Annotated in this window: 21 protein-coding genes; 7 read left to right on the top strand and 14 right to left on the bottom strand. The window is 60.2% G+C overall.

Annotation, left to right across the window (positions count from 1 at the left end):
- Both emhB and emhC read left to right on the top strand, forming a co-directional pair.
- On the top strand, nt 1–3,162 hold the full coding sequence (gene emhB / locus QMK54_RS06545) for an efflux RND transporter permease subunit EmhB (RefSeq protein WP_320402236.1): 3,162 nt from the start codon (nt 1–3) through the stop codon (nt 3,160–3,162).
- Complete coding sequence (gene emhC, locus QMK54_RS06540; RefSeq protein ID WP_110662272.1) at nt 3,162–4,622, top strand: efflux RND transporter outer membrane subunit EmhC; 1,461 nt, start codon at nt 3,162–3,164, stop codon at nt 4,620–4,622. The genes emhB and emhC overlap by 1 nt, the downstream gene beginning before the upstream one ends.
- Nucleotides 4,623–4,767: 145 nt before the next feature.
- Here emhC and QMK54_RS06535 read toward each other — a convergent pair whose 3' ends face one another.
- Nucleotides 4,768–5,256, bottom strand: a complete 489-nt coding sequence (locus QMK54_RS06535) for a hypothetical protein (RefSeq protein ID WP_223591533.1) — start codon at nt 5,254–5,256, stop codon at nt 4,768–4,770.
- 392 nt (nt 5,257–5,648) lie between these two features.
- Between QMK54_RS06535 and QMK54_RS06530 the strand changes: the two genes are divergently transcribed.
- Nucleotides 5,649–6,908 (top strand): OprD family porin, encoded by a 1,260-nt coding sequence (locus tag QMK54_RS06530; RefSeq protein WP_223591535.1) that lies wholly within the window; start codon nt 5,649–5,651, stop codon nt 6,906–6,908.
- A gap of 150 nt (nt 6,909–7,058) precedes the next feature.
- Here the strand turns inward: QMK54_RS06530 and pcaC are convergent, their stop codons facing one another.
- The 11 genes from pcaC to pcaR form a co-directional block, all read right to left on the bottom strand.
- Complete coding sequence (gene pcaC / locus QMK54_RS06525; RefSeq protein ID WP_110660791.1) at nt 7,059–7,451, bottom strand: 4-carboxymuconolactone decarboxylase; 393 nt, start codon at nt 7,449–7,451, stop codon at nt 7,059–7,061.
- A 10-nt stretch (nt 7,452–7,461) separates the two neighbouring features.
- Entirely contained in the window at nt 7,462–8,253 is a 792-nt protein-coding gene (gene pcaD, locus QMK54_RS06520; protein WP_320402235.1) for a 3-oxoadipate enol-lactonase, read from the bottom strand.
- Nucleotides 8,254–8,265: 12 nt separating this feature from the next.
- A complete protein-coding gene (locus QMK54_RS06515) occupies nt 8,266–9,630 on the bottom strand; it encodes a 3-carboxy-cis,cis-muconate cycloisomerase (RefSeq protein ID WP_223591540.1) in 1,365 nt (454 codons plus the stop codon).
- Between the two features lie 43 nt (nt 9,631–9,673).
- Nucleotides 9,674–10,978, bottom strand: a complete 1,305-nt coding sequence (locus QMK54_RS06510; protein ID WP_110660794.1) for an MFS family transporter — start codon at nt 10,976–10,978, stop codon at nt 9,674–9,676.
- A 173-nt stretch (nt 10,979–11,151) separates the two neighbouring features.
- A complete protein-coding gene (gene pcaG, locus QMK54_RS06505; protein ID WP_110660795.1) occupies nt 11,152–11,718 on the bottom strand; it encodes a protocatechuate 3,4-dioxygenase subunit alpha in 567 nt (188 codons plus the stop codon).
- A gap of 1 nt (nt 11,719) precedes the next feature.
- Nucleotides 11,720–12,424: a protocatechuate 3,4-dioxygenase subunit beta gene (pcaH, locus tag QMK54_RS06500; protein WP_007986323.1), complete on the bottom strand. Its 705-nt coding sequence runs from the start codon at nt 12,422–12,424 to the stop codon at nt 11,720–11,722.
- Between the two features lie 37 nt (nt 12,425–12,461).
- Entirely contained in the window at nt 12,462–13,667 is a 1,206-nt protein-coding gene (gene pcaF, locus QMK54_RS06495) for a 3-oxoadipyl-CoA thiolase (protein ID WP_320402234.1), read from the bottom strand.
- Nucleotides 13,664–14,443, bottom strand: a complete 780-nt coding sequence (locus QMK54_RS06490; protein ID WP_056720807.1) for a CoA-transferase subunit beta — start codon at nt 14,441–14,443, stop codon at nt 13,664–13,666. The genes pcaF and QMK54_RS06490 overlap by 4 nt, the downstream gene beginning before the upstream one ends.
- Entirely contained in the window at nt 14,443–15,300 is an 858-nt protein-coding gene (locus QMK54_RS06485; protein WP_020798340.1) for a CoA transferase subunit A, read from the bottom strand. Before QMK54_RS06485 ends, QMK54_RS06490 begins: the two co-directional genes overlap by 1 nt.
- Nucleotides 15,301–15,701: 401 nt before the next feature.
- Nucleotides 15,702–17,048 (bottom strand): MFS transporter, encoded by a 1,347-nt coding sequence (locus QMK54_RS06480; protein ID WP_320402233.1) that lies wholly within the window; start codon nt 17,046–17,048, stop codon nt 15,702–15,704.
- Nucleotides 17,049–17,172: 124 nt separating this feature from the next.
- Nucleotides 17,173–18,015: a pca regulon transcriptional regulator PcaR gene (gene pcaR, locus QMK54_RS06475; protein ID WP_095945396.1), complete on the bottom strand. Its 843-nt coding sequence runs from the start codon at nt 18,013–18,015 to the stop codon at nt 17,173–17,175.
- Nucleotides 18,016–18,705: 690 nt separating this feature from the next.
- Between pcaR and QMK54_RS06470 the strand changes: the two genes are divergently transcribed.
- On the top strand, nt 18,706–18,906 hold the full coding sequence (locus tag QMK54_RS06470) for a hypothetical protein (protein ID WP_007986337.1): 201 nt from the start codon (nt 18,706–18,708) through the stop codon (nt 18,904–18,906).
- A gap of 376 nt (nt 18,907–19,282) precedes the next feature.
- Nucleotides 19,283–20,758 (top strand): inorganic phosphate transporter, encoded by a 1,476-nt coding sequence (locus QMK54_RS06465; protein WP_110660552.1) that lies wholly within the window; start codon nt 19,283–19,285, stop codon nt 20,756–20,758.
- 272 nt (nt 20,759–21,030) lie between these two features.
- On the opposite strand, the gene ccoM is transcribed toward QMK54_RS06465, so the two are convergent.
- Nucleotides 21,031–21,141 (bottom strand): cytochrome c oxidase subunit CcoM, encoded by a 111-nt coding sequence (gene ccoM, locus QMK54_RS06460; protein WP_007976669.1) that lies wholly within the window; start codon nt 21,139–21,141, stop codon nt 21,031–21,033.
- 114 nt (nt 21,142–21,255) lie between these two features.
- Between ccoM and QMK54_RS06455 the strand changes: the two genes are divergently transcribed.
- Nucleotides 21,256–21,468, top strand: coding sequence for a hypothetical protein (locus tag QMK54_RS06455; RefSeq protein ID WP_181432070.1), 213 nt, complete (start codon nt 21,256–21,258; stop codon nt 21,466–21,468).
- 78 nt (nt 21,469–21,546) lie between these two features.
- On the opposite strand, the gene QMK54_RS06450 is transcribed toward QMK54_RS06455, so the two are convergent.
- Nucleotides 21,547–21,888, bottom strand: coding sequence for a hypothetical protein (locus QMK54_RS06450; protein WP_007998360.1), 342 nt, complete (start codon nt 21,886–21,888; stop codon nt 21,547–21,549).
- A 218-nt stretch (nt 21,889–22,106) separates the two neighbouring features.
- Here QMK54_RS06450 and rapA point away from each other — a divergent pair, with 218 nt between their 5' ends.
- Nucleotides 22,107–24,953: an RNA polymerase-associated protein RapA gene (rapA, locus tag QMK54_RS06445; protein WP_320402232.1), complete on the top strand. Its 2,847-nt coding sequence runs from the start codon at nt 22,107–22,109 to the stop codon at nt 24,951–24,953.
- Nucleotides 24,954–25,071 lie beyond the last annotated feature (118 nt).

Raw genomic sequence — 25,071 nt, 5'->3', positions numbered from 1 at the left:
ATGTCGAAATTTTTTATCGACCGTCCGATTTTCGCCTGGGTAATCGCCCTGGTGATCATGTTGGTCGGGGCACTATCGATCCTGCGGTTGCCGATCAACCAGTACCCGAGCATCGCGCCTCCAGCGATCGCCATCTCCGTGACCTACCCGGGTGCTTCGGCACAAACGGTACAGGACACCGTGGTCCAGGTGATCGAGCAACAGCTCAACGGTATCGACAACCTGCGTTATGTCTCGTCGGAAAGTAACTCCGACGGCACCATGACCATTACCGCGACCTTCGAGCAAGGCACCAACTCCGACACCGCACAGGTTCAGGTGCAGAACAAGCTGAACCTGGCCACCCCGCTGCTGCCACAGGAAGTGCAACAGCAGGGTATCCGCGTCACCAAGGCAGTGAAGAACTTCCTGTTGGTGATCGGCGTGGTGTCGCGTGACGGCAGCATGACCAAGGACGACCTGTCCAACTACATCGTGTCGAACATGCAGGACCCGATCTCGCGGACCGCCGGTGTCGGCGACTTCCAGGTGTTCGGTTCGCAGTACGCCATGCGTATCTGGCTCGACCCGGCCAAGTTGAACAACTTCAACCTGACCCCGATCGACGTCAAGACCGCCATCGCCGCGCAGAACGTCCAGGTGTCGTCCGGCCAGCTCGGCGGCCTGCCTGCCCTGCCCGGCACCCAGTTGAACGCGACGATCATCGGCAAGACCCGTCTGCAGACCGCTGAGCAATTCGACAAGATCCTGCTCAAGGTCAACAAGGACGGTTCCCAGGTTCGCCTGAAAGACGTTGCCGAAGTCGGTCTGGGTGGCGAGAACTACAGCATCAACGCCCAGTTCAACGGCGCCCCGGCTTCCGGCCTGGCAGTGAAACTGGCCACCGGTGCCAACGCGCTCGATACCGCCAAGGCCCTGCGCACGACCATCGACAGCCTCAAGCCGTTCTTCCCGCAAGGGATGGAAGTGGTGTTCCCGTATGACACCACCCCGGTTGTAACGGAGTCGATCAAGGGCGTGGTTCACACCCTGGTCGAAGCGATTGCGCTGGTGTTCCTGGTGATGTTCCTGTTCCTGCAAAACTTCCGCGCCACGGTGATCACCACCATGACCGTACCGGTGGTATTGCTCGGTACGTTCGGCATCCTCGCGGCCGCCGGTTTCAGCATCAACACCCTGACCATGTTCGGCATGGTGCTCGCCATCGGCTTGCTGGTGGACGACGCCATCGTCGTGGTGGAAAACGTCGAACGGGTGATGAGCGAGGAGGGCCTGTCACCCAAGGAAGCCACCAAGAAGTCCATGGGCCAGATCCAGGGCGCACTGGTCGGTATTGCCCTGGTACTGTCGGCGGTTCTGCTGCCGATGGCGTTCTTCAGCGGTTCCACCGGCGTGATCTACAAGCAGTTCTCGATCACCATCGTCTCGGCCATGGCCCTGTCGGTACTGGTTGCGCTGATCTTCACCCCGGCGCTTTGCGCGACCATGCTCAAGCCGATTCCAAAAGGCGAGCACGGCGTACCGAAACGCGGTTTCTTTGGCTGGTTCAACCGCAATTTCGACCGCGGCGTTCGCGGCTACGAACGCGGTGTCGGCAATATCCTGCAGCGCAAGATCCCGTATCTGTTGGCGTATCTGCTGATCGTTGTGGGCATGATCTGGCTGTTCACCCGCATTCCAACGGCGTTCCTGCCGGAAGAAGACCAGGGTGTACTGTTCGCCCAGGTGCAAACCCCGGCAGGCTCCACGGCCCAGCGTACCCAGGTGGTCGTCGATGAAATGCGTGAATTCCTGCTGCGTCCGGGCAAGGATGGCGGTGAAGGCGATGCGGTGAACTCGGTGTTCACCGTGACCGGCTTCAACTTCGCCGGCCGTGGCCAGAGTTCGGGCATGGCGTTCATCATGCTGCGTCCGTGGGACGAACGTAACGCCGACAACAACGTGTTCAAGGTGGCGGCCCGTGCCCAGCAGCACTTCTTCACCTTCCGCGACGCCATGGTGTTCGCCTTCGCGCCACCGGCGGTACTGGAACTGGGTAACGCCACCGGTTTCGACGTGTTCCTGCAGGACCGCGCCGGTATCGGTCACGAAAAACTGATGGAAGCGCGCAACCAGTTCCTCGGCATGGCCGCGCAAAGCAAGATTCTGACTCAGGTGCGTCCGAACGGACTGAACGACGAACCGCAATACCAGCTGGAAATCGATGACGAGAAGGCCAGTGCCCTGGGCATTACCATCGCCGACATCAACAACACCCTGTCGATTGCCCTGGGCAGTAGCTACGTCAACGACTTCATCGACCGTGGTCGGGTGAAGAAGGTTTACGTGCAAGGCATTCCAGGCTCTCGAATGGGCCCTGAAGACCTGCAGAAGTGGTACGTGCGCAACAGCGCCGGCACCATGGTTCCGTTCTCGGCGTTCGCCAAGGGCGAGTGGATCTACGGTTCGCCGAAACTGGCCCGCTACAACGGCGTGGAAGCGATGGAAATCCTCGGTGCCCCGGCGCCAGGCTATTCCACCGGTGAAGCCATGCTCGAAGTCGAAGCCATTGCCAAGAAGCTGCCGGCGGGTGTCGGTATTTCCTGGACCGGCCTGTCGTACGAAGAACGTTTGTCCGGCTCGCAAGCACCGGCGCTGTACGCCCTGTCGCTGCTGATGGTGTTCCTGTGCCTGGCGGCGCTGTATGAAAGCTGGTCGATTCCGATCGCGGTAATGTTGGTGGTACCGCTGGGGATCATCGGTGCACTGATGGCCACCAGCCTGCGCGGTTTGTCCAACGACGTGTACTTCCAGGTAGGCCTGTTGACGACTATCGGTCTGGCGGCGAAAAACGCCATTCTGATTGTCGAATTTGCAAAGGAACTGCATGAACAAGGGCGTAGCCTGCGCGACGCGGCAATCGAAGCCTGCCGCATGCGTCTGCGACCGATCATCATGACCTCGCTCGCCTTCGTCCTCGGCGTGGTACCACTGGCGATATCCACGGGCGCAGGTTCCGGTAGCCAACATGCAATCGGTACCGGCGTGATCGGCGGTATGATCACCGCCACTGTGCTGGCGATCTTCTGGGTCCCGCTGTTTTTCGTCACCGTGTCGTCCATTGGCCAGCGTAAAAAGGTCGACCAGGATGACGCTACTGAAACTCCTAAAGAGGCTGGCTAATGAGCAAGTCGCTACTCTCCCTGGCAGTCGCCGCCTTCGTGCTCGGTGGCTGCTCGCTGATACCTGATTATCAGCAGCCCGAAGCACCGGTGGCGGGCCAGTACCCGCAGGGCCCGGCGTACTCGCCGGCCCAGGCACCGGCGCAAGCGGCTGCCGAGCAGGGCTGGAAGCAGTTTTTCCATGACCCGGCGCTGCAACAGCTGATCCAGGTGGCCCTGGAAAACAACCGTGACCTGCGTGTCGCGGCCCTGAACATCGACGCGTTTGCGGCGCAGTACCGCATCTCCCGTGCCGATCTGTTCCCGGCCGTCTCGGCCAACGGCACCGGCAGCCGTCAGCGCGTTCCGGCTAACGCGTCGCAGACCGGCGAAGCCGGCATCACCAGTTCCTACTCGGCAACGGTTGGCGTCAACGCCTACGAACTCGACCTGTTCGGTCGGGTTCGCAGCCTGAACGAGGAAGCGTTGCAGAAGTACTTCGCCACCGAAGAAGGCCGGCGCAGCACGCAGCTCAGCCTGGTGGCCAGCGTCGCCAACGCCTACCTGACCTGGCAGGCCGACAAGGAACTGCTGAAAGTCACCCAGGACACCCTCGCCGCGTTCGAGGAGAGCTACAAGCTCACCGCGCGCAGCAACGAAGTGGGAGTCGCCTCGGCCCTGGACCTGGCGCAGTCGCGGACCTCGGTGGAAAACGCCCGTGCGCAACTGGCCCGCTACACCCGCCAGGTCGCCCAGGATGAAAACAGCCTGGTACTGCTGTTGGGTACCGGCGTCCCGGCCAACCTGCCAGCGGCCAAACCGTTGAACGACGATCTGTTGGCCGAAGTACCGGCCGGCCTGCCGTCGGACTTGCTGCAACGTCGTCCGGACATCCTCCAGGCCGAGCACAACCTCAAGGCGGCCAACGCCAACATCGGCGCGGCACGGGCAGCGTTCTTCCCGAGCATCAGCCTGACCGCCAACGCCGGGACCCTGAGCCCGGACCTGTCCGGCCTGTTCAAGGGCGGTTCGGGTACTTGGCTGTTCCAGCCGCAGATCAACCTGCCGATCTTCAACGCCGGCAGCCTGCGCGCCAGCCTGGATTACTCGAAGATCCAGAAAGACATCGGTGTGGCGAACTACGAGAAGTCCATTCAAACGGCCTTCCAGGAAGTCGCCGACGGCCTGGCCGCACGCGGGACCTATACCGACCAGGTACAGGCACAGCGTAATCTGGTCAGCGCCAACCAGGACTACTACCGCCTGGCCGAGCGTCGTTATCGCATCGGTGTCGACAGCAACCTGACGTTCCTCGATGCCCAGCGTCAGCTGTTCAACTCCGAACAGAGTCTGATCACCGATCGCCTGGCGCAGCTGATCAGTCAGGTCAACCTGTACAAGGCACTAGGTGGTGGCTGGAACGAACAGACGGCGAAAAACGAGCCGTTGAAAGAAGAAGCGCCGAAGATGAAGATGTTCTGATCTGCCAATACGAAAAAACCCACGCCATTGAGCTATATGTGCTCCATGGCGCGGGTATTTATTGGCACTCGCCTTGAGTAACCAACACACTTACTCATATCAACTTCACAACTCCAACATACCGAACAAATCAAAACCCACACCTTTACGAAATTTTTTTATTCGGCACTTTTAACGAAAAATTCAGACACGAAAATCCTACTTTCCGCTCAAATCCCACACCGGTTTCTGTATATTCAAAATCAAAATCCCCGTCGATTCTCTCAAAATCACCTTCCGGAGTAATGAACCTGACATGTAGCTCCCCGACCTTGTCCGATTCAGACTGTCCCGCAGACCCCTTCCAAAGGAGCGACGCCTCCACATCACTAGGGTTCTTCATATCAATAACGTATCTTTTGCCAGCCTCGAGTTCGTCACCTCTGAGAATCAACTCCATCCCGATTTTGTTGTCCTCTACGAGCAGAAAAAAATAGGTGGGGTCCTTGAACCAATGAAAATATAAACCCGTCGCTGTAACATCAGTATCTCTTTCACCTTGCACCTTGAGAATTCCATTCAATCTTCCCGATACAGACGGTACATCTCCCCTATCACTAACTGGCCATCCATTCTCCGACCTTGAAGTTTTCATGGCAACCTCCTGTTTAAAGCGTTAGTTAATCACCCTTGGGCAACACGATAAAAACCCTAACTCATGAAACTCCTCACAACAACTATCAGGTCTAATGGTTGACAACAGCCCACACACATGAAACTTGAAAAAATGAAACAAATACTAATTCGCACGAATATACTTTCGTTCGATAATCGCCCAAAACCCGTTTTTTACGATTGAACCATCTAGTACATTCAATTCACCATCCGAACCACAAAACCAATAACAACAGGTTCGACGCCATGCCCCCGCGCCCTGCCCTCTCCGGCTGACCCGCTTCGTTTTGTGCTGATTTCGAATATTCGTCTGCAACCCCGGGTTGCGGCATCACCCTGTTTCATCCCCAAGAATTAGAGAGACCCGAGCTCATGACGTCTTCCACCGCGCAGTATTTCGTCCCCAGCCTGATCGCCGCCGCACTGGCCAGTGCCGCCCTGCCCGCCTACGCCGAGGAGCCGGGTTTTGTCGAAGGGGCCAAGGTCAACCTGAACCTGCGCAACTTCTACATCAACCGCAACTTCACTAACCCGACCAAGGCTCAGGGCAAGGCTGAAGAGTGGACGCAGAGTTTCATCCTCGACGCCAAGTCCGGGTTCACCCAGGGCACCGTCGGGTTCGGCATGGATGTGCTGGGGTTGTACTCGGTGAAGCTCGACGGCGGCAAAGGCACCGGCGGCACGCAACTGCTGCCGCTGGACCATGACGGCCGCCCGGCGGACAATTTCGGCCGCACCAACGTGGCGTTCAAGGCCAAGCTGTCGCAGACCGAAGTCAAGGTTGGCGAATGGATGCCGGTATTGCCGATCCTGCGCTCGGACGATGGTCGCTCGCTGCCGCAAACTTTCCGTGGCGGCCAGATCACCTCGAAGGAAATCAATGGCCTGACGCTCTACGGCGGCCAGTTCCGCCAGAACAGCCCGCGCGACGACAGCAGCATGGACGACATGTCGATGACCGGCAAAGCCGCGTTCACCTCTGACCGTTTCAACTTCCAGGGTGGCGAGTACGTGTTCAACGACAAACGTACCCAGATCGGCCTGTGGAACGCCGAGCTCAAGGACATCTACAGCCAGCAATTCGTCAATTTGATCCACAGCCAACCGCTTGGCGACTGGACCCTGGGCGCCAACCTGGGTTTCTTCTACGGCAAGGATGACGGCAGCGCCCGCGCCGGCGAGCTGGACAACAAAACCCTGTACGGCTTGTTTTCGGCCAAGTACGGCGGCAACACCTTCTACGTCGGCCTGCAAAAGCTCACCGGCGACAACGCCTGGATGCGGGTCAACGGCACCAGCGGCGGCACCCTGGGCAACGACAGCTTCAACTCCAGCTATGACAATGCCCAGGAACGTTCATGGCAAGTACGCCACGACTACAACTTCGCCGCCCTCGGCGTACCGGGCCTGACCCTGATGAACCGCTACATCAGTGGCGATAACGTGCACACCGGCAGCATCACCGACGGCAAGGAATGGGGACGTGAATCGGAACTGGGCTACACCGTGCAGAGCGGTGCGCTGAAAGACCTGAACCTGAAATGGCGCAACTCGACCATGCGTCGCGACTACAGCAATAACGAGTTCGATGAGAACCGCTTGATCATCAGCTATCCGATCAGCCTGCTGTAAATACACAACAAATGTGGGGTGTCAGTCGAAGGTGATGTCGACTGACCGGCCGCCTTCGCGAGTAAGCCCGCTCCCACAGTTGATCGTGGGTCCCTGTTGGAGCGGGCTTGCTCGCGAAGGCGTCAACTCAGTCAACAGCCATCACCGGGATCACTCCCGCGATTCAATCCCCAACTCATCCCACACCGACTCGGCCAGGTGGAAGGTCGCATTGGCCGCCGGAATCCCGCAGTAGATCGCACTCTGCATGATCACTTCCTTGATTTCGCCACGGCTCACGCCGTTGTTGGCGGCGGCGCGCAGGTGCAACTTGAGTTCGCCCTCGCGGTTCATGCCGATCAGCATGGCGATGGTGATGAGGCTGCGGGTATGGCGTGGCAGGCCCGGGCGCGTCCAGATGTCGCCCCAGGCGTGACGGGTGATCATCTCCTGGAACTCCGAGTTGAACTCGGTCAGGGTTGTCAGGCTACGGTTGACATGGGCGTCGCCCAGTACCGCGCGACGGACTTCCATGCCCTCGTCGTAACGTTGTTTCTCATCCACAGGAAAACCCTCAATCAGCCGAAAGAAACGCCAGCACGCGCTCGCTGAACGCGTTGCCTGCCTGGACGTTGGACAAGTGCGCCGCATAGAACTCGGCGTACTCGGCGCCCGGCACATGTTCCTGAATGAAGTGCCCGCCGGATGGCGGCGTCACCGCGTCTTCACTACCGGCAATCACCAGCAGCGGTGCCTTGATCGAGGACAACTGCTCGCGGAAATCGGCATCGCGCACCGCTGCGCAGTTGGCTGCATAACCTTCGGGCGATGTGGCCGCGAGCATGTCGGTAATCTGCTTGGCTGCCGCCAGGTTGGCGGCGGAGAAGTCCGGGGTGAACCAGCGGGCAATCGAGGCATCGCGCAGGGCAACCATGGTCGCCTGACCATCGCGCAGCACCATTTCAATGCGCGGGTCCCACACCGACGGATCGCCGATTTTCGCCGCGGTGTTGCACACGATCAGCTTGTTCAGCCGCTCACTGGCATTGATCCCCAGCCACTGGCCGATCAACCCGCCCATGGACAATCCACAGAAATGCGCGCGTTCGATGTGCAAGGCATCGAGCAAGGCGAGCACGTCGCGGCCCAGTTGCTCGATGTTGTACGGGCCCGGCGTCACCAGCGATTGGCCGTGGCCACGAGTGTCGAAACGCAGCACGCGAAAATGCTCGGAGAACGCCGGGATCTGCGCGTCCCACATGTGCAGGTCAGTGCCCAGGGAATTGGACAGCACCAGCACCGGCGCATCGACCGGTCCATCGAGTTGGTAATGCAGTTCGCCCTCGGCGAGTTGTACAAAAGCCACAGCAAGTCTCCTTCAGGCAGTCAATGCAGAATGTTCAGCCACCGCCCGCTCGACCCAGGTTTTGGCCTGACCGAGATAGTGGGCGGGGTCCAGCAGATGATCGAGTTCAGCCGCCGACAGTTCGGCGGTCACTTGCGGTTCGTCACCCAGCACCGCGCGCAGATGACGCTGTTCTGCCACGGCGCGTTTGCAGCATTGCTCCAACAGATGGTGCGCGGTATCGCGCCCTACCCGCTGCGCGAGGACGATGCTCACCGCTTCGGCGAGCACCAGGCCCTGGGTCAAATCGAGGTTGCGAGCCATGCGCTCGGCATCCACTTCCAGTCCTTTGGCGATCAACAACGCTTGCTGCAGGCTGCCCGACACCAGGCAGCAAATCTCCGGCAGGGTTTCCCACTCGGCATGCCACAGGCCGAGGCTGCGTTCGTGTTCCTGAGGCATGGCGCTGAACAGCGTCGAGAGCAGACCGGGTACACGCGTCGCCGCGCCGATCAGCACCGCTGCCCCCACCGGATTGCGCTTGTGCGGCATGGTCGAGGAACCACCCTTGCCCGGTGCCGAGGGTTCGAACACTTCGGCGGCCTCGGTTTGCATCAACAGGCTGATGTCGCGGCCGAGTTTGCCGAGACTGCCGGCGATCAGGCCGAGTGCGGCGCCAAACTCCACCACCCGATCACGCTGGGTGTGCCACGGCTGATCGGGCAAGGTCAGTTGCAGTTCCTCGGCCAGCGCACAGGCAATCGGCATGGCCTGTTCACCCAGGGCCGCCAGGGTTCCGGATGCACCGCCAAATTGCAGTACCAGCAGCCGCGGTTTCAGTTCAGCCAAGCGTTGGCGACTGCGCGTCACCGCCCCCAGCCAGCCGGCGATTTTCATGCCGAGGGTGACCGGCGTCGCATGCTGCAACCAGGTGCGCCCGGCCAGCGGCGTCGCCGCATATCGTTGAGCCTGCGTCGCGAGGGTTTGGCCCAACTGCGCCAGATCGCTCTCGATCAGTTCCAGTGCGCGGCGCAATTGCAGGACCAGGCCGCTGTCCATCACGTCCTGACTGGTCGCGCCCAGATGCACGTAACGCTCAGCCTCGGCATTCTGCGAAGCGATCTGTTTGCCCAGTGCCTTGACCAACGGAATCGCCGAATTACCCGCCGTGGCAATCGCCTCGGCCAACGCCGCGAAGTCATAAAGCCCGGCGCTGCAAGCTGCTTCAATCGGCGCGACAGCATTCGACGGAATCAACCCGACCCGCGCTTCGGCCCGGGCCAATGCCGCTTCGAAATCGAGCATGGCCTGGACCCGGCCCTGATCGCAGAACACTTCACGCATTTCGCGGGCAGTAAAATAGGCATCGAACAATTGATTGCCCGGTCGCTGGTTCATAAACAATTCCTGAAGGCGCGGGCCTGCGGTCCGCGCGTGAAGATCAAAGATCGTGATGCAGGTACTTCGCCTGTTTCGGCAGACGCAGGCTGAACAGGAACGCTATCGCCATCATCACCGTCACGTACCAGTAGAAGGAGTTTTCCATGCCCACGGCCTTGAGGCTCAAGGCCACATACTCCGCCGAACCACCGAAGATCGCATTCGCTACCGCATACGCCAGGCCGACACCCAGTGCACGCACTTGCGGCGGGAACATTTCGGCTTTCACCAGACCGCTGATCGAGGTATAGAAACTGACGATCGCCAGGGCCAGGGTAATCAGCACGAAGGCCAGAAATGGACTTGTCACGCTTTTCAGGCTCAGCAGGATCGGCACGGTGCACAGCGTGCCGAGGGCGCCGAACCAGAGCATTGAGTTACGCCGGCCAATCTTGTCGGCGAGCATGCCGAAGATCGGCTGCATGCACATATAGAAGAACAGCGCGCCGGTCATGATGTAGCTGGCGGTCTTGGCCGGCATGCCGGCGGTGTTCACCAGGTACTTCTGCATGTATGTGGTGAAGGTGTAGAAAATCAGCGAACCACCGGCGGTGTAGCCCAGTACGGTAATGAATGCGGCTTTATGGTCGCGAAACAGCGCGCTGATGCTGCCGGCGTCCTTGTTTTCGCGCATTTCCTTGCTGGTGGTTTCTTTCAGCGAACGACGCAGATACAGCGAAACCAGCGCCGCCATGGCACCGACCACAAACGGAATCCGCCAACCGTAGGCACGCAGGTCATCTTCGGTGAGGAACTGTTGCAGGATCACCACCAGTAACACTGCGAGCAACTGGCCGCCAATCAGGGTCACATACTGGAACGAAGCGAAGAACCCGCGCTGGCCCTTGAGCGCCACTTCGCTCATGTAAGTCGCGGTCGTGCCGTATTCACCGCCCACCGACAAACCTTGCAGCAAACGGGCGAACAGCAACAGGATTGGTGCCCAGACCCCGATGCTGTTGTAGGTCGGCAGACAGGCGATCAGCAACGAGCCGAAGCACATCATCAGAATCGAGATCAGCATCGAGTTCTTGCGACCGTGCTTGTCCGCCAACCGCCCGAAAATCCAGCCACCAATCGGCCGCATCAGGAACCCGGCAGCGAACACGCCAGCGGTGTTGACCAGCTGCACCGTGGGGTTATCGGACGGAAAAAAGGCCGGGGCGAAATAGATCGCACAGAAGGCGTAGACGTAGAAGTCGAACCATTCAACCAGGTTGCCGGACGAAGCACCGACAATCGCGAAGATCCGCTTGCTGCGTTCTTCGCCGGTGTATAGCGGTTGTGTAGCGGTGTCAGTTGTCATTGTTTTTCACTCAATGGGGACAGTGAGAGTCTAGACACACTTCGCAACAGTCCCGTTCCGCAGATGCATCAGCTCTGTAGGAGCCGGCTTGCTGGCGATTTACGGTGTGTCATTCAACATTGAAGACGCTGACACACCGCAATCGCCAGCAAGCCGGCTCCTACAGTGATTTGCTAGTAGTCGAAGAACACCGTCTCGGCATCGGTGCCCTGCAGAATCACGTTCCACTGGTAAACACCCGACGCATCCTTTTTCGCCAGCAAAGTACCGCGACGCTCGGCCGGCACGCACTCCAGCAGCGGGTCATCGACGTTGGCCGGCTCGCCATCAAAGTAAATCCGCGTCAGCAAGTGCTTGACCAGGCCACGGGCAAACACCAGTACCACGAGGTGCGGCGCCTGGGTCGTGCCTTTGAGCCCCTCGACCGTGCCTGGCTTGATCGTGGTGAAACGGAAACGCCCTTCGGCATCCACCGGTACCCGGCCAAAACCTTCGAAGTTCGGGTCCAGGGGTTTTTCCTGCTCGTCCTCCGGGTGGTCATATTTGCCGGCGGCGTTGGCCTGCCAGACTTCCAGCATGGCGTCGTTGACGACATCACCGTTGCCATCGACCACTTGCCCGGTGATCGCCACGCGCTCGCCCAGGGTTTGTTCGACGGTCAGGTTTTCGCGGTTCAGCCAGGTCAGGCCGATGTGGTAGTACGGCCCGACGGTGTGGGACGTGGTCGCAGTCAGCGTCATCTTATTTCTCCATCGGCGTGGCATCACGGCCGCGCAATACGATGTCCCAGCGATAACCGAGGGCATAGGAAGGGATGGTTTTTTCCAGGTCGAACGTGGCGATCAAACGCTCTTTGGCGCTGGTATCGGGCACGCAGTTGTAGATCGGGTCGTACGCCAGCAGCGGGTCGCCCGGGAAATACATCTGCGTCACCAGGCGCGTCAGAATGCTCGGCCCGAACAACGAGAAGTGGATGTGCGCCGGGCGCCACGCGTTGTGGTGGTTGCCCCACGGATAGGCGCCGGGCTTGATGGTCTGGAACTGATACCAGCCATCGGCGTCGGTCACGGTGCGGCCGGTGCCGGTGAAGTTCGGGTCCAGCGGCGCGTCGTGCAGGTCACGGGCATGAGCGTAGCGACCGGCGGCGTTGGCCTGCCAGATCTCCACCAGAATCCCCGGTACCGGCAGACCGTTTTCATCGAGCACGCGACCGTGAATGATGATGCGCTCACCCTGTGGCTGCCCCTCGTGCTGGGCGGTCAGGTCGTTGTCCTTCTCGTTGATGCGCTCGGCACCTACGGTCGGGCCGGTAATTTCCGACAACGAATGGGGCAGAAACACCAACGGCTTGGACGGCGAGCGCAGATTGGTGGATTGATAAGTCGGGTGCAGGTACTCCGGCTGAGTGCCCGCCTGCGGGCGACGGTAACCAGGCTTGTCAGTCATGAAGCATTCCTCAGTTCTTATAAGTCTTCAGAGCGCGTCAGACGCGCTCGATCGCCAGGGCCAGGCCTTGACCGACACCGACGCACATGGTCGCCAGACCTTTCTTGCCACCGGTTTTTTCCAGCTGATGCAACGCGGTCAACACCAGACGCGCACCGCTCATGCCCAACGGATGGCCCAAGGCAATGGCGCCACCGTTTGGGTTGACCTGGGCTGCGTCGTCGGCAATCCCCAGTTCACGCAGCACCGCCAAGCCCTGGCTGGCGAAGGCTTCGTTGAGCTCGATCACGTCGAAATCGCTGACCGCCACACCGAGGCGTTCGATCAGTTTACGCACCGCCGGCACCGGGCCAATGCCCATGACGCGCGGCGCAACACCGGCGCTGGCCATGCCCAGCACTTTGGCGCGAGCAGTCAGGCCGTGCTTCTTCACGGCTTCAGCTGAAGCCAGGATCAACGCGGCAGCGCCGTCATTCACACCGGAAGCATTGCCAGCGGTGACGGTTTTGTCGGGGCCGTTGACCGGTTTCAGTTTGGTCAGGGCTTCCAGGGTGGTGTCGGCGCGAGGATGCTCGTCCTGGCTGACCACGGTTTCACCCTTCTTGTGGGCGATCCGCACTTCAACGATTTCTTCGGCGAAGAACCCGGCGGCTTGCGCGGCGGCGGTGCGCTGCTGACTGCGCAAGGCAAAGGCGTCCTGATCTTCGCGGGAGACCTCGTAGTCGTCGGCCACGTTGTCGGCGGTCTGCGGCATCGCGTCCACGCCGTACTGGGCTTTCATCAGCGGGTTGATGAAGCGCCAGCCGATGGTGGTGTCTTCGAGCTTCATGTTGCGCGAGAACGCCGCGTCGGCCTTGCCCATCACGAACGGCGCGCGGGACATCGACTCGACGCCGCCGGCAATCGCCAGCTCCATCTCGCCGCTGGCGATTGCACGGAATGCGGTGCCAATCGCATCCATGCCCGAGGCGCAGAGACGATTGAGGGTCACGCCGGGAATGGTTTCCGGCAGGCCTGCCAGCAACAGCGCCATGCGCGCCACGTTGCGATTGTCTTCGCCAGCCTGGTTGGCGCAGCCGAGGAACACCTCGTCCACGGCGTTCCAGTCCACCGACGGATTGCGCTCCATCAAGGCCTTGATCGGCACGGCAGCCAGGTCGTCGGCACGCACCGTCGACAAGCCACCGCCGAAACGGCCGATGGGCGTACGAATCGCGTCGCAGATATAAACGTCACGCATCACGCTTCTCCGGGGGCTTGGCCGTGGGCGGCAGCGGTACGGGCTTCAAGATCACGCAGCGCGGTGAGTTCGACTTCAGTCGGCTCGGCGGTTTGCTCGACATGGTCGGCAAAGCGAATCGCCCAACCGGTGGCAGCGACCACTTGCTCACGGGTCACGCCCGGGTGCAGTGCTGTGACCACGAACTCGTGGGTGCCCTCTTCCGGTTCCATGATGCACAGGTCGGTAATGATGCCGACTGGACCTGCACCCGGCAGGCCGAGACGCTTGCGCGAATCGCCGCCTTCGCCGTGGCCGACCGAAGTAATGAAGTCGAGCTTGTCGACGAACGAACGCGACGACTGCTTGAGGATGATCAGCACGCTCTTGGCCGAACCGGCAATCTCCGGCGCGCCACCGGCACCCGGCAGACGGACTTTCGGCGAGTGGTAATCGCCGACCACGGTGGTGTTGATGTTGCCGAAACGGTCGACCTGCGCAGCGCCGAGGAAGCCGACGTCAATGCGCCCGCCCTGCAGCCAGTAGCGGAAAATCTCGCCGGTCGGCACCACGGTGTCGGCGGTTTCCGCCAACTCACCGTCACCGATCGACAGTGGCAGCACGCTCGGCTTGGCACCGATCGGACCCGATTCGTAGATCAGGACCACGTCCGGCGAAGAGGTCAGGCGCGCCAGGTTGGCCGCTTTCGATGGCAGGCCGATACCGACGAAGCACACCGAACCGTTCTTCAAGCGACGGGCAGCGGCGACGGTCATCATTTCATTGGTGGTGTAAGTCATTACTTCGCCTCCGAAGCGGCGGCCAGTTTGGCCTGGAACTCGCTGAAGTCAGCGCTGCCATGGATGTATTCGTTGATCCACGCGGTGAAGGTTTCACGGTCGCGGGCAATCGGGTCCCAGGCTTGGTAGAAACGGTTGTCGCGCTCGTTGTAACCGTGGGCGTAGGACGGATGCGCGCCGCCAGGTACGTGGCAAACCGCGCTCAAGGCCCAGGTTGGCAATACACAGGAGTTCATCGGTGCATTGAGGTCGTCGACGATTTCCTCAACGGTGACGATGCAGCGCTTGGCGGCCAGCGCGGCTTCTTTCTGCACGCCGAGGATGCCCCAGAGCAACACGTTGCCCTTGCGGTCGGCTTTCTGTGCGTGGATCACGGTAATGTCCGGGCGCACCGAAGGCACGGCGGCCAGCACTTCGCCAGTGAACGGGCAGGTAACCGATTTGATCAGCGGGTTGACCTTCGGCAAGTCGGAACCGGCGTAGGCACGCAGCACCGCGAACGGCAGGCCGGAAGCACCGGCGACGTAGGCATTGGCCAGGTCGGCGTGGCTGTGTTCTTCGATTTCCAGCGGGTGCGGCCACTGCTTCTCAACGGCGTCACGCAGACGGTGCAGTGAACCTACGCCAGGGTTGCCACCCCAGGAGAAAATCAGTTTGCGAGCACAACCGGCGCCGATCAACTGGTCGTAGATCAAGTCAGGGGTCATCCGCACCAGGGTCAGATCTTTCTTGCCCTGACGAATGATTTCGTGACCCGCCGCCGTCGGGATCAGATGGGTAAAGCCTTCGAGCGCGACCGTATCGCCGTCATTTACGAATTGCTTCACCGCGTCGTGCAGCGAAAGGATTTCAGCCATGGGGCAGGCTCCCGTTTATTGTTAACCGACAGTGGAAGAAGGCGCCGATGCGCAGCGCCGGAATGACTGAAGATTAAGCCTCGGGCATACACCAAACAATCCGATAATCGACTGAGTGTTCGTTTATCGAACACATTGTTGTCTGGCTACCTATCCCCAAAAGCTTCGCGGGCAAGCCCGCTCCCACAGTTGATCGCGTATCCCTGTGGGCGCGGGCTTGCCCGCGAAGAGGCCGGACACAGCCAACATTTACTTCGCCTGACACACCGCCTTCGCTGGCAAGCCAGCTCCTACAGGGAATCATGACCAGGCACAAATCCCGGGAGCACTCAATAAACCTGTGGGAGCGGGCTTGCCCGCGAAGAGGCCATCAAAGCCACTAAAGATGCTGAGCCAGACTGTCAGGTCGCATCCGCATGACTGACCATGCCCTTGATCACCACGGCCGTGGTCGCCAGCGTCGCCGGAATCACCAGCGCCGTCAGCACCTGCTCGAAGTTCCAGCCCAACCCCAGCAGCGTCGCGCCCATCCACGCCCCGAGAATGGCGCCGAAACGGCCGATCCCGAGCATCCACGACACCCCGGTGGCCCGCCCTTGAGTCGGATAGAACCGCGCAGCCAATGACGGCATCGCCGATTGCGCACCGTTGACGCACATCCCGGCCACCAGCACCAGGGTCGCCAGGATTGTGATGTTGCCCAGGCTCTGCCCTACCGCGTAGGCAAACACCCCGGCCAGCAGGTAGAAAGTGCCGATGACCTTGTGCGGATTGAACCGGTCCATCGCCCAGCCCACACCCACCGCACTCAACACACCGCCGAACTGGAATAGCGCGCCGATGAAGGCGGCCTGCTCCATGCTCGCGCCACTGTCACGCATCAGCGTCGGCAGCCAGCTGGTCAGCAGGTAAACGATCACCAGGCCCATGAAGTAGGTCAGCCACAGCAGCAAGGTGCCGGTGCTATAGGTGCCGGAGAAAATCACCGCGAACACATTGCGTGCCTTCACGGTTTTCTGTTCCGGCACGCTGAAGCTGGACGCCTGGGCCACCACCGTCGGGTCAATCGGCGCCAGTGCCTTGCGCACTTTGTCCGTACCGCGGTTGCGCACCACCAGGTAACGCGCCGACTCCGGCAGCCAGAGCAGCAAGACGACGGCGAGGATCAGCGGCAGAATCCCGCCGATCAGCAGCAGGCTGTGCCAGCCAAAGGCCGGAATGAGCTTGGCCGAGATAAATCCACCACCGGCCATGCCGAGGTTGAAGCCGCAGAACATGCTGGTCACCAGCAGGGACTTTTTGCGCTCGGGGGTGTATTCCGACAGCAGGGTCGTGGCATTCGGCATGCCGGCGCCCAAACCCAGGCCGGTCAGGAAGCGCAATACCAGCAACTGGTCAACATTGCTGCTGTAGGCCGAGGCCAGGCTGAAGGCGCCGAACAACAGCACCGCGCCGACCAGTACGACTTTGCGTCCGAAACGGTCAGCCAAAGGCCCCGAACCGAGCGCGCCGAAGACCATGCCGATCAGAGCCGCACTCATCACCGGGCCGAGACTGGCGCGATCGATACCCCAGTCCTGGGACAGGGCCGGAGCGATGAACCCCATGGCCGCGGTATCGAGGCCATCGAGGAAGACAATCAGGAAACACAGGATCACCACCCGCCACTGGTAGCGCGAAATGGGTTGGGCATTGATGAAGGACTGCACGTCGAGGCAGTTGCCTACAGCAGACTGGGGCTGGTTCATTATTTTTATTCCATGGATCACAGTCGAAAAGGGGCCAACCGGGGCTGACGCAGTCGCGACATTAATGATCCAGAGGAAACAGCGTCAATTCGCCGAGCGTAACTCCGTGCGTTTATCGAACACCTTAAGTAAACAGCTGGGTACTCAGGTCGCGGCTGGCACTCAGCAGGCCGGGCAGAAAACGCTGCTCCAGCTCATTGCGGCTAACTCGTCCGGCGTGAGTACTGACATTGAGGGCCGCAACCACCTGCCCGGAAGCGTCGTACACCGGGACCGCAATCGAACGCAGCCCTTGCTCGAGTTCCTGGTCGACGATGCACCAGCCTTGCTGTCGCACCTCTTGCAGGCATTCGAGCAATGCCTCGGGGGTGTGAATCGTACGGCTGGTCTTGGCCTGCAATTCGGCGTGATCGAGGTATTCGCCCAGTGACGTGTCATCCAGCGCGGCCAGCAGGATCCGCCCCATCGACGTGCAGTAGGCCGGCAAGCGCCCACCCACCGACAGGTCCACCGAAATCAGCCGCTGCGTGGTCGCGGAGCGGGCGATGTAGAGAATGTCATCGCCTTCCAGCGTGGCCATGTTGCAGGCCTCGTGCAGTTGTTCACTCATGCGGTCCAGGTAAGGCTGGGCGGAAACCGCCAGCGGCGTCGATGACACATAGGCATGGCCGAGGGTCAGCACTTTGGGCAGCAACGAATAGGTGCGGCCGTCGGTGGTGGCGTAGCCGAGTTTGATAAGGGTATGCAGGCAGCGGCGCACGGCGGCGCGGGGAATTTCCGTGCGGTGGCTGATCTGGGCGATGGTCAGGTGCCGTTTGCGCTCCTGGAACGCTTGCACCACGGCCAGGCCACGGGCCAGGGACGTCATGAAATCCGGGTCACCGGTCAGTGCCTGGATCCGTTTGGCTGGTGAAGCAACGATGGGTGGAGCCACTGAAGCGAAGGAATTGCGCAGTTGATCGTTCATACAAGGTCCTTTTACCCACTCGGATCAGCGACTATTACAAAGGGCTAGCGCCTGGCGCTCAAGCCCAACGGGCCAACACTGGGCGATTATCGAACGCTCGACCGATAATCGCAATCCATCGTATCAATCACCCGATCCGCCGACATCCGGCTTTTCACTGACTCACGAACTCATGATTACATCGACTCGACACAGGTCTTAATGGAGCATTCTAAATACCGTAACTTGTGCGACTTAATGGCGTCAGAAAGGCATCGAAGCAATGCGCTATCAGTCGACGATCTAGTTGATCGTAAAGTTTCGCGCAACAAAACGGTCACACACCAAGACCCACTTTTAACACTTTGGAGATAGTGTTCTTCAAATCGGCCGCTATAATACAATTCAGTAGCGCTTCGGTTTTTTACTTTCCGGACCCGCTGCCCGGCAACGCGATGTCCCATCTGCGTTACCCGTTGCAAGCGCCAGATCCGCATTGCCCAGCCTTGCCGATGCGCTTGCTGAAACAGGAAACTGAAGCTACGTCAGCTGTTTATCTCTGGTGCCGTGGCCGCCTGTGACATGGAAGTATTGATCACGTCGTTGTCAAAACGCTGCCTTCGCGGGCGTCGCCCCTTCGACAAACGTGATCAATCGATTTGATGCAGCGCGTTTTCACCAGAATTTATCTCAACTCAATCAGGTAGCACTGTGACGAAAGACGAACTGCGCGCGGAACTAGAGCGCCAGGAACAACGTTACAAGGAAGTTTACGGCGGAGAAGTCACCACTTACGCCGCTCAACCCGAACCGGAACGCAAACCCTGGCGTAAACGCGCCACCGTTCAGGATCAGGTTTTCCAGCAGGAACTTCAAAAAATGGAAAAGGAACTCAAAGCCGAAGAGCCGTGACTGCTTCGGTCTGTTCCTTATAAAGGCCTGCCTCTGCGCCCGTTAAAAGCGGGATGTATCGATCTTGCCTTGCGCGCCCGCTACCAGCGGGCAGCGGCCATCACCGTCATCGAATCTGGCAGATTTTTGATATCTGACCTATTTCTCAGATTTTTCGCACACGCTTTCAAGCCCACCCCCCTGAGGCGCGAATCTCTTGCGGCGGCAATCTTTTCAAATAAAATCAATGACTTAAAAAACACAGCAAAACCCTTGGGTTTTGGGTGTTGCGGCGAAAAAAATCATTGAAGAATGTTACCGACGAGCAGCTAGTGCATTGATTGACACTCTTTTCTGGCATAATCGCGCCCCCTTATGACCGGGTCAGAAAACCTTCATGATCGATTTATTCAGCGGACTGGATGCTTGGGTGCTTGTGAGCCTCTTGCTCGCCCTGGCCTTTGTCCTCGCCTTCGAGTTCATCAACGGCTTTCATGACACCGCTAACGCGGTGGCCACCGTTATCTACACCAAAGCCATGCCGCCTCACCTGGCGGTGTTCTTCTCCGGTGTGTTCAACTTCCTCGGCGTGCTGCTGGGCGGGGTCGGCGTGGCCTATGCCATTGTCCACCTGCTGCCGGTAGAGCTGCTGATCAATGTGAACACCGGCCATGGCCTGGCGATGGTGTTCTCGTTGCTCGCCGCAGCCATCACCTGGAACCTGGGCACCTGGTACTTCGGTATCCCCGCCTCCAGCTCCCATACGCTGATCGGTTCGATCCTCGGCGTGGGCCTGGCGAACGCCTTGATCAACGAAATACCGTTGGCCGATGGCGTGAACTGGCAGAAGGCGATCGATATCGGCATGTCGCTGGTGTTCTCGCCAATGGCCGGTTTCCTGATCGCCGCGCTGATCCTGATCGGCCTTAAATGGTGGCGTCCGCTGTCGAAGATGCACAAGACACCGGAACAGCGCCGCAAGATCGACGACAAGAAGCACCCGCCGTTCTGGAATCGCCTGGTACTGGTGATCTCGGCCATGGCCGTGAGTTTCGTGCACGGTTCCAACGATGGCCAGAAAGGTATCGGCCTGATCATGCTGGTCCTGATCGGTATCGTGCCGGCGCAGTTCGTCCTCGACCTGAACAGCACGACCTATCAGATCGAGCGCACCCGCGATGCCACGCTGCACCTGAGCCAGTTCTACCAGCGCAACTCCGAAACCCTGGGCGAGTTCCTGGCCCTGGGCAAGAGTGTGGAAGGCGATCTGCCGGAGAAGTTCCGTTGCAACCCGCAACAGACCGAACCGACCATCACCGCCCTGCTCGGCACCCTCAAGGGTGTAGCGGACTACCACTCGTTGTCGGCGGAAAGCCGCATCGAAGTCCGTCGCTACCTGCTCTGCCTGGACGACACCGCGAAGAAGGTCAGCAAGCTGCCGACTCTCGGAGCCCGTGAAAAGGCTGACCTGGACAAGCTGCGCAAAGACCTGACCACCACCACCGAGTACGCCCCGTTCTGGGTCATTCTGGCGGTTGCACTGGCCTTGGGGCTGGGCACCATGGTCGGCTGGAAACGCGTGGTCCTGACCATTGGCGAGAAGATAGGCAAGCAAGGCATGACCTACTCCCAAGGCATGTCGGCGCAGATCACCACGGCCAGCCTGATCGGCATGGCGAACATCTTCAGCCTGCCGGTTTCCACCACCCACGTGCTGTCCTCTGGCGTGGCGGGCACCATGGTCGCCAACAAGAGCGGCCTGCAAGGTGGCACCGTCAAAACCATCCTGCTGGCGTGGGTATTGACCCTGCCTGCCACGGTGGCCCTGTCGGCCGGGTTGTTCTGGCTCGCTTCGAAGGCACTTGGCAGCTGATAAGCAGCCAAAAGAAAAAGGCGCGCTCCGCAAGGATCGCGCCTTTTTTATTACGGCCTACTTCCGACATTACACAATCAATGTGGGAGCGGGCTTGCTCGCGAAGGCGGCTTCACATTCAACGAAGATGTTGACTGATCCACCGCCTTCGCGAGCAAGCCCGCTCCCACAGTGGCTTTATGCACTCCAATAATTTTTCGCAGGCAAAAAAAAGGGCAACCGAAGTTGCCCAAAATGCCTTGCGTGCTCATTACATCCAGAAAGAACTACGGTTATTTCCGCTTGTGCGAATCCTTCCAGATAAAAAGTCCGAATCCTGCAAAAAATACAAACATGAGGCTGACAGTCAGCACTCCGGCGATCACCACGTTGTCGAAAAACATGACGCGTCTCCTGTACTTGCCCTGTTGCGATAGGGCTAAGTTAACCAAACGGGCAGGAGAAAATATTGACCGGGATCAATGTCGCCCGAGACTGGGCAAGAGGAGGGGAAAAGTTTGACCCGCATCAAGGAATGCGGGGGGATTTCAGCGCTTTTTCGGTTTGTTTTTCGGCTTTTTCTTTGGCTTGCCCAGCGGCATGGCCTGCTCGAACGCCTGGCGAACTTCATTGAGCCGTTTGTCATTGAGGTCATGAACACGCTTGGCGCGCTCAGCATTGAGGTCAATCAGTTTGTCATCTTGGCTCATGGCGGTCAGTGCATCGCTTGAAATGAATTTCAGCCGCCGTAGCGTTCGGCGACCCTGCGCCAATAATGCGTCCTGATGGCCGCGCTGACCAGCCTGCGCTCAAATCTCGATATCGACCCACAGCCCCTGCCGTGGTTGATCTTCCATCAGCGGCGCTACCGGCACGGTGTTGTCGGCATTGAGTTCATCGCCTGGAATCGCGAGGTGCGCCTCGGGATCATTGTCGGCTTCGCGGCGACGGCGCTCCTGCTCCTGTCTGCGGCGCTGTTCCTCGCGCAGCACCAGGCCGTCCTCTTCAGGATTGCGTTTTTGCAGGTCAATGGTGCTTTCACTGGAGCTTTCCTGCACCGGCACCACCGGTGGAATATCCGGACGCTGGCGGATCGGGTCGGTTTGCGAAGTAATCGGCACGGCACTCAGGGGGAGCATCGGTGGCAGCATGGTTTTCGGTCTCCTGTCAGCAGTCTGTCGGCTGCGGGGATGGCGACTTGAGCCATCGGTCGCAAACTGTGACCCAATTGGCACTCATTAGTGCACCGGGCGGCACTTCATGAATAGGTGGGCTAACGTAAGACTGTGAGTTTTTCTGAGAGTCCTTTGGCCCTGAAGCCCTCATTCCGTTAAGATAGCCCGCTTTTTCAAGGTGGGAGTCAGGCAGCATGGCGCAGCAGTATCAACCGGGGCAACGCTGGATCAGTGACAGCGAAGCCGAGCTGGGTTTAGGCACCGTTCTGGCACAGGACGGCCGCTTGTTGACCGTGCTCTACCCGGCCACTGGCGACACTCGCCAGTACGCGCTACGGAATGCGCCCCTTACTCGCGTGCGGTTTTCGCCGGGTGACTCCATCACTCATTTCGAAGGCTGGAAACTGACCGTCCGCGAAGTCGACGACATTGATGGCCTGCTGGTTTACCACGGCCTCAACGCGCAGAACGAAGTGGTCACCCTGCCGGAAACCCAACTGTCGAACTTCATCCAGTTCCGCCTGGCCAGCGACCGTCTGTTCGCCGGCCAGATCGATCCACTGCCCTGGTTCTCCCTGCGTTATCACACACTGGAACACACCAGCCGCCAGTTGCAGTCCTCGTTGTGGGGCCTGGGTGGCGTGCGTGCGCAACCGATCGCGCACCAGTTGCACATTGCCCGTGAAGTCGCCGACCGTATCGCACCGCGAGTTCTGTTGGCGGACGAAGTGGGCCTGGGCAAGACCATCGAAGCCGGCCTGGTGATCCATCGCCAATTGCTCTCGGGCCGCGCCAGCCGCGTGCTGATCCTGGTTCCGGAGAACCTGCAACACCAGTGGCTGGTCGAGATGCGCCGCCGCTTCAACCTGCAGGTCGCGCTGTTCGACGAAGAGCGCTTCATCGAAAGCGATGCCAGCAACCCCTTCGAAGACACCCAGCTCGCGCTGGTCGCGCTCGAGTGGCTGGTGGACGACGAGAAAGCCCAGGACGCGCTGTTCGCGGCGGGCTGGGACTTGCTGGTGGTCGACGAGGCTCACCACCTGGTGTGGCACGAAGATCAGGTCAGCCCTGAATACTCGCTGGTCGAGCAACTCGCCGAAACCATTCCCGGCGTGCTGCTGTTGACCGCCACCCCGGAACAACTGGGCCAGGACAGTCACTTCGCCCGTCTGCGCCTGCTCGACCCGAACCGCTTCCATGACCTGCAAGCCTTCCGCGCCGAGAGCGAAAACTATCGCCCGGTGGCCGAAGCCGTTCAGGAGTTGCTGGACCAGGGTCGCCTGTCGCCGCAAGCCCACAAGACCATCCACGGTTTCCTCGGCAACGAAGGCGAAGCCCTGCTGGCCGCCGTCAACGATGGCGACACCGAAGCCAGCGCGCGCCTGGTGCGCGAACTGCTCGACCGCCACGGGACCGGCCGCGTGCTGTTCCGCAACACCCGCGCCGCCGTGCAGGGTTTCCCGGAGCGCAAGCTGCACCCGTATCCGCTGCCGTGCCCGGACGAATACCTCGAACTGCCACTGGGCGATCACGCCGAGCTGTACCCGGAAGTCAGCTTCCAGGCCCAACCGGACGCCAGCGAAGAAGAACGCTGGTGGAAATTCGACCCGCGCGTCGAATGGCTGATCGACCAGCTGAAGATGCTCAAGCGCACCAAGGTGCTGGTGATCTGCGCCCACGCCGAAACCGCCATGGACCTGGAAGACGCCCTGCGCGTGCGTTCCGGCATCCCGGCCACGGTGTTCCATGAGGGCATGAACATCCTCGAGCGCGACCGTGCCGCCGCCTATTTCGCCGACGAAGAGTTTGGCGCGCAGGTACTGATCTGTTCGGAAATCGGCAGTGAAGGTCGCAACTTCCAGTTCTCCCATCACCTGGTGCTGTTCGACCTGCCGTCCCACCCGGACCTGCTGGAACAACGTATCGGTCGACTGGACCGGATCGGTCAGAAGCACATCATCGAAGTGCACGTGCCGTATCTGGAAACCAGCCCGCAAGAGCGCCTGTTCCAGTGGTACCACGAAGCACTGAACGCCTTCCTCAACACCTGCCCGACCGGCAACGCCTTGCAGCACCAGTTCGGCCCGCGCCTGCTGCCGCTGCTCGAAGAAGCCGACGACGGCGAGTGGCAAGCGTTGATCGACGAAGCCCGCACCGAGCGTGAACGCCTGGAAGACGAGCTGCACACCGGTCGCGACCGTCTGCTGGAGCTGAACTCCGGCGGCGCGGGCGAAGGCGATGCGCTGGTGGAAGATATCCTTGAGCAAGACGATCAGTTCGCGCTGCCGATCTACATGGAAACCCTGTTCGATGCCTTCGGCATCGACAGCGAAGACCATTCGGAAAATGCGCTGATCCTCAAGCCGAGCGAAAAAATGCTCGACGCCAGCTTCCCCCTGGGCGACGACGAAGGCGTGACCATCACCTACGACCGTAACCAGGCGCTGTCTCGCGAAGACATGCAGTTCATCACCTGGGAGCACCCGATGGTGCAGGGCGGCATGGACCTGGTGTTGTCCGGTTCCATGGGCAACACCGCCGTGGCGCTGATCAAGAACAAGGCGCTGAAGCCGGGCACCGTGTTGCTGGAACTGCTGTATGTCAGCGAAGTGGTTGCCCCACGCTCGCTGCAACTGGGCCGCTACCTGCCACCGGCCGCCTTGCGCTGCCTGCTCGACACCAACGGCAACGACCTGTCGACCCGCGTGTCGTTCGAAACCTTGAACGACCAACTCGAAAGCGTGCCGCGTGCCAGCGCCAACAAGTTTATCCAGGCCCAGCGTGACCAGTTGACGCCGCGGATCAACGCCGGTGAAGCGAAGATCCTACCGCGCCACACTGAACGTGTCGCCGAGGCGCAGCGTCGCCTGGCCGCCGATACCGATGAAGAACTGGCGCGCCTGACCGCGTTGCAAGCGGTCAACCCGACCGTGCGCGACAGCGAACTGGTAGCCCTGCGCAAACAACGCGAACAAGGCCTGGCCATGCTCGACAAGGCTGCGCTGCGACTGGAAGCGATTCGGGTGTTGGTGGCGGGTTAATCCCCTGCTCCACCCTGCTTAAAAAGAAGGCCCGCAGTGATGCGGGCCTTTTTGTTTAATTCAATTTCAGTTGTGCTGCTGATGGCCTCTTCGCGAGCAAGCCCGCTCCCACAGGTTT

Source organism: Pseudomonas sp. P5_109 (assembly GCF_034009455.1).
Taxonomy (GTDB): Bacteria; Pseudomonadota; Gammaproteobacteria; order Pseudomonadales; family Pseudomonadaceae; genus Aquipseudomonas.
The sequence above is the reverse complement of the archived record's forward strand: the minus strand, read 5'-3'. Positions and strand labels throughout refer to the sequence as shown.

What these genes read in the sequence shown, in the direction of transcription:
- pcaH (WP_007986323.1), bottom strand. Translation starts at nt 12,424, where the DNA reads ATGACTGACAAGCCTGGTTACCGTCGCCCGCAGGCGGGCACTCAGCCG.
- QMK54_RS06490 (WP_056720807.1), bottom strand. Translation starts at nt 14,443, where the DNA reads ATGACTTACACCACCAATGAAATGATGACCGTCGCCGCTGCCCGTCGC.
- QMK54_RS06530 (WP_223591535.1), top strand. Translation starts at nt 5,649, where the DNA reads ATGACGTCTTCCACCGCGCAGTATTTCGTCCCCAGCCTGATCGCCGCC.
- QMK54_RS06450 (WP_007998360.1), bottom strand. Translation starts at nt 21,888, where the DNA reads ATGCTGCCACCGATGCTCCCCCTGAGTGCCGTGCCGATTACTTCGCAA.
- pcaR (WP_095945396.1), bottom strand. Translation starts at nt 18,015, where the DNA reads ATGAACGATCAACTGCGCAATTCCTTCGCTTCAGTGGCTCCACCCATC.
- QMK54_RS06515 (WP_223591540.1), bottom strand. Translation starts at nt 9,630, where the DNA reads ATGAACCAGCGACCGGGCAATCAATTGTTCGATGCCTATTTTACTGCC.
- emhC (WP_110662272.1), top strand. Translation starts at nt 3,162, where the DNA reads ATGAGCAAGTCGCTACTCTCCCTGGCAGTCGCCGCCTTCGTGCTCGGT.
- ccoM (WP_007976669.1), bottom strand. Translation starts at nt 21,141, where the DNA reads ATGTTTTTCGACAACGTGGTGATCGCCGGAGTGCTGACTGTCAGCCTC.
- QMK54_RS06510 (WP_110660794.1), bottom strand. Translation starts at nt 10,978, where the DNA reads ATGACAACTGACACCGCTACACAACCGCTATACACCGGCGAAGAACGC.
- rapA (WP_320402232.1), top strand. Translation starts at nt 22,107, where the DNA reads ATGGCGCAGCAGTATCAACCGGGGCAACGCTGGATCAGTGACAGCGAA.
- QMK54_RS06480 (WP_320402233.1), bottom strand. Translation starts at nt 17,048, where the DNA reads ATGAACCAGCCCCAGTCTGCTGTAGGCAACTGCCTCGACGTGCAGTCC.
- emhB (WP_320402236.1), top strand. Translation starts at nt 1, where the DNA reads ATGTCGAAATTTTTTATCGACCGTCCGATTTTCGCCTGGGTAATCGCC.
- QMK54_RS06485 (WP_020798340.1), bottom strand. Translation starts at nt 15,300, where the DNA reads ATGGCTGAAATCCTTTCGCTGCACGACGCGGTGAAGCAATTCGTAAAT.
- QMK54_RS06465 (WP_110660552.1), top strand. Translation starts at nt 19,283, where the DNA reads ATGATCGATTTATTCAGCGGACTGGATGCTTGGGTGCTTGTGAGCCTC.
- QMK54_RS06535 (WP_223591533.1), bottom strand. Translation starts at nt 5,256, where the DNA reads ATGAAAACTTCAAGGTCGGAGAATGGATGGCCAGTTAGTGATAGGGGA.
- pcaG (WP_110660795.1), bottom strand. Translation starts at nt 11,718, where the DNA reads ATGACGCTGACTGCGACCACGTCCCACACCGTCGGGCCGTACTACCAC.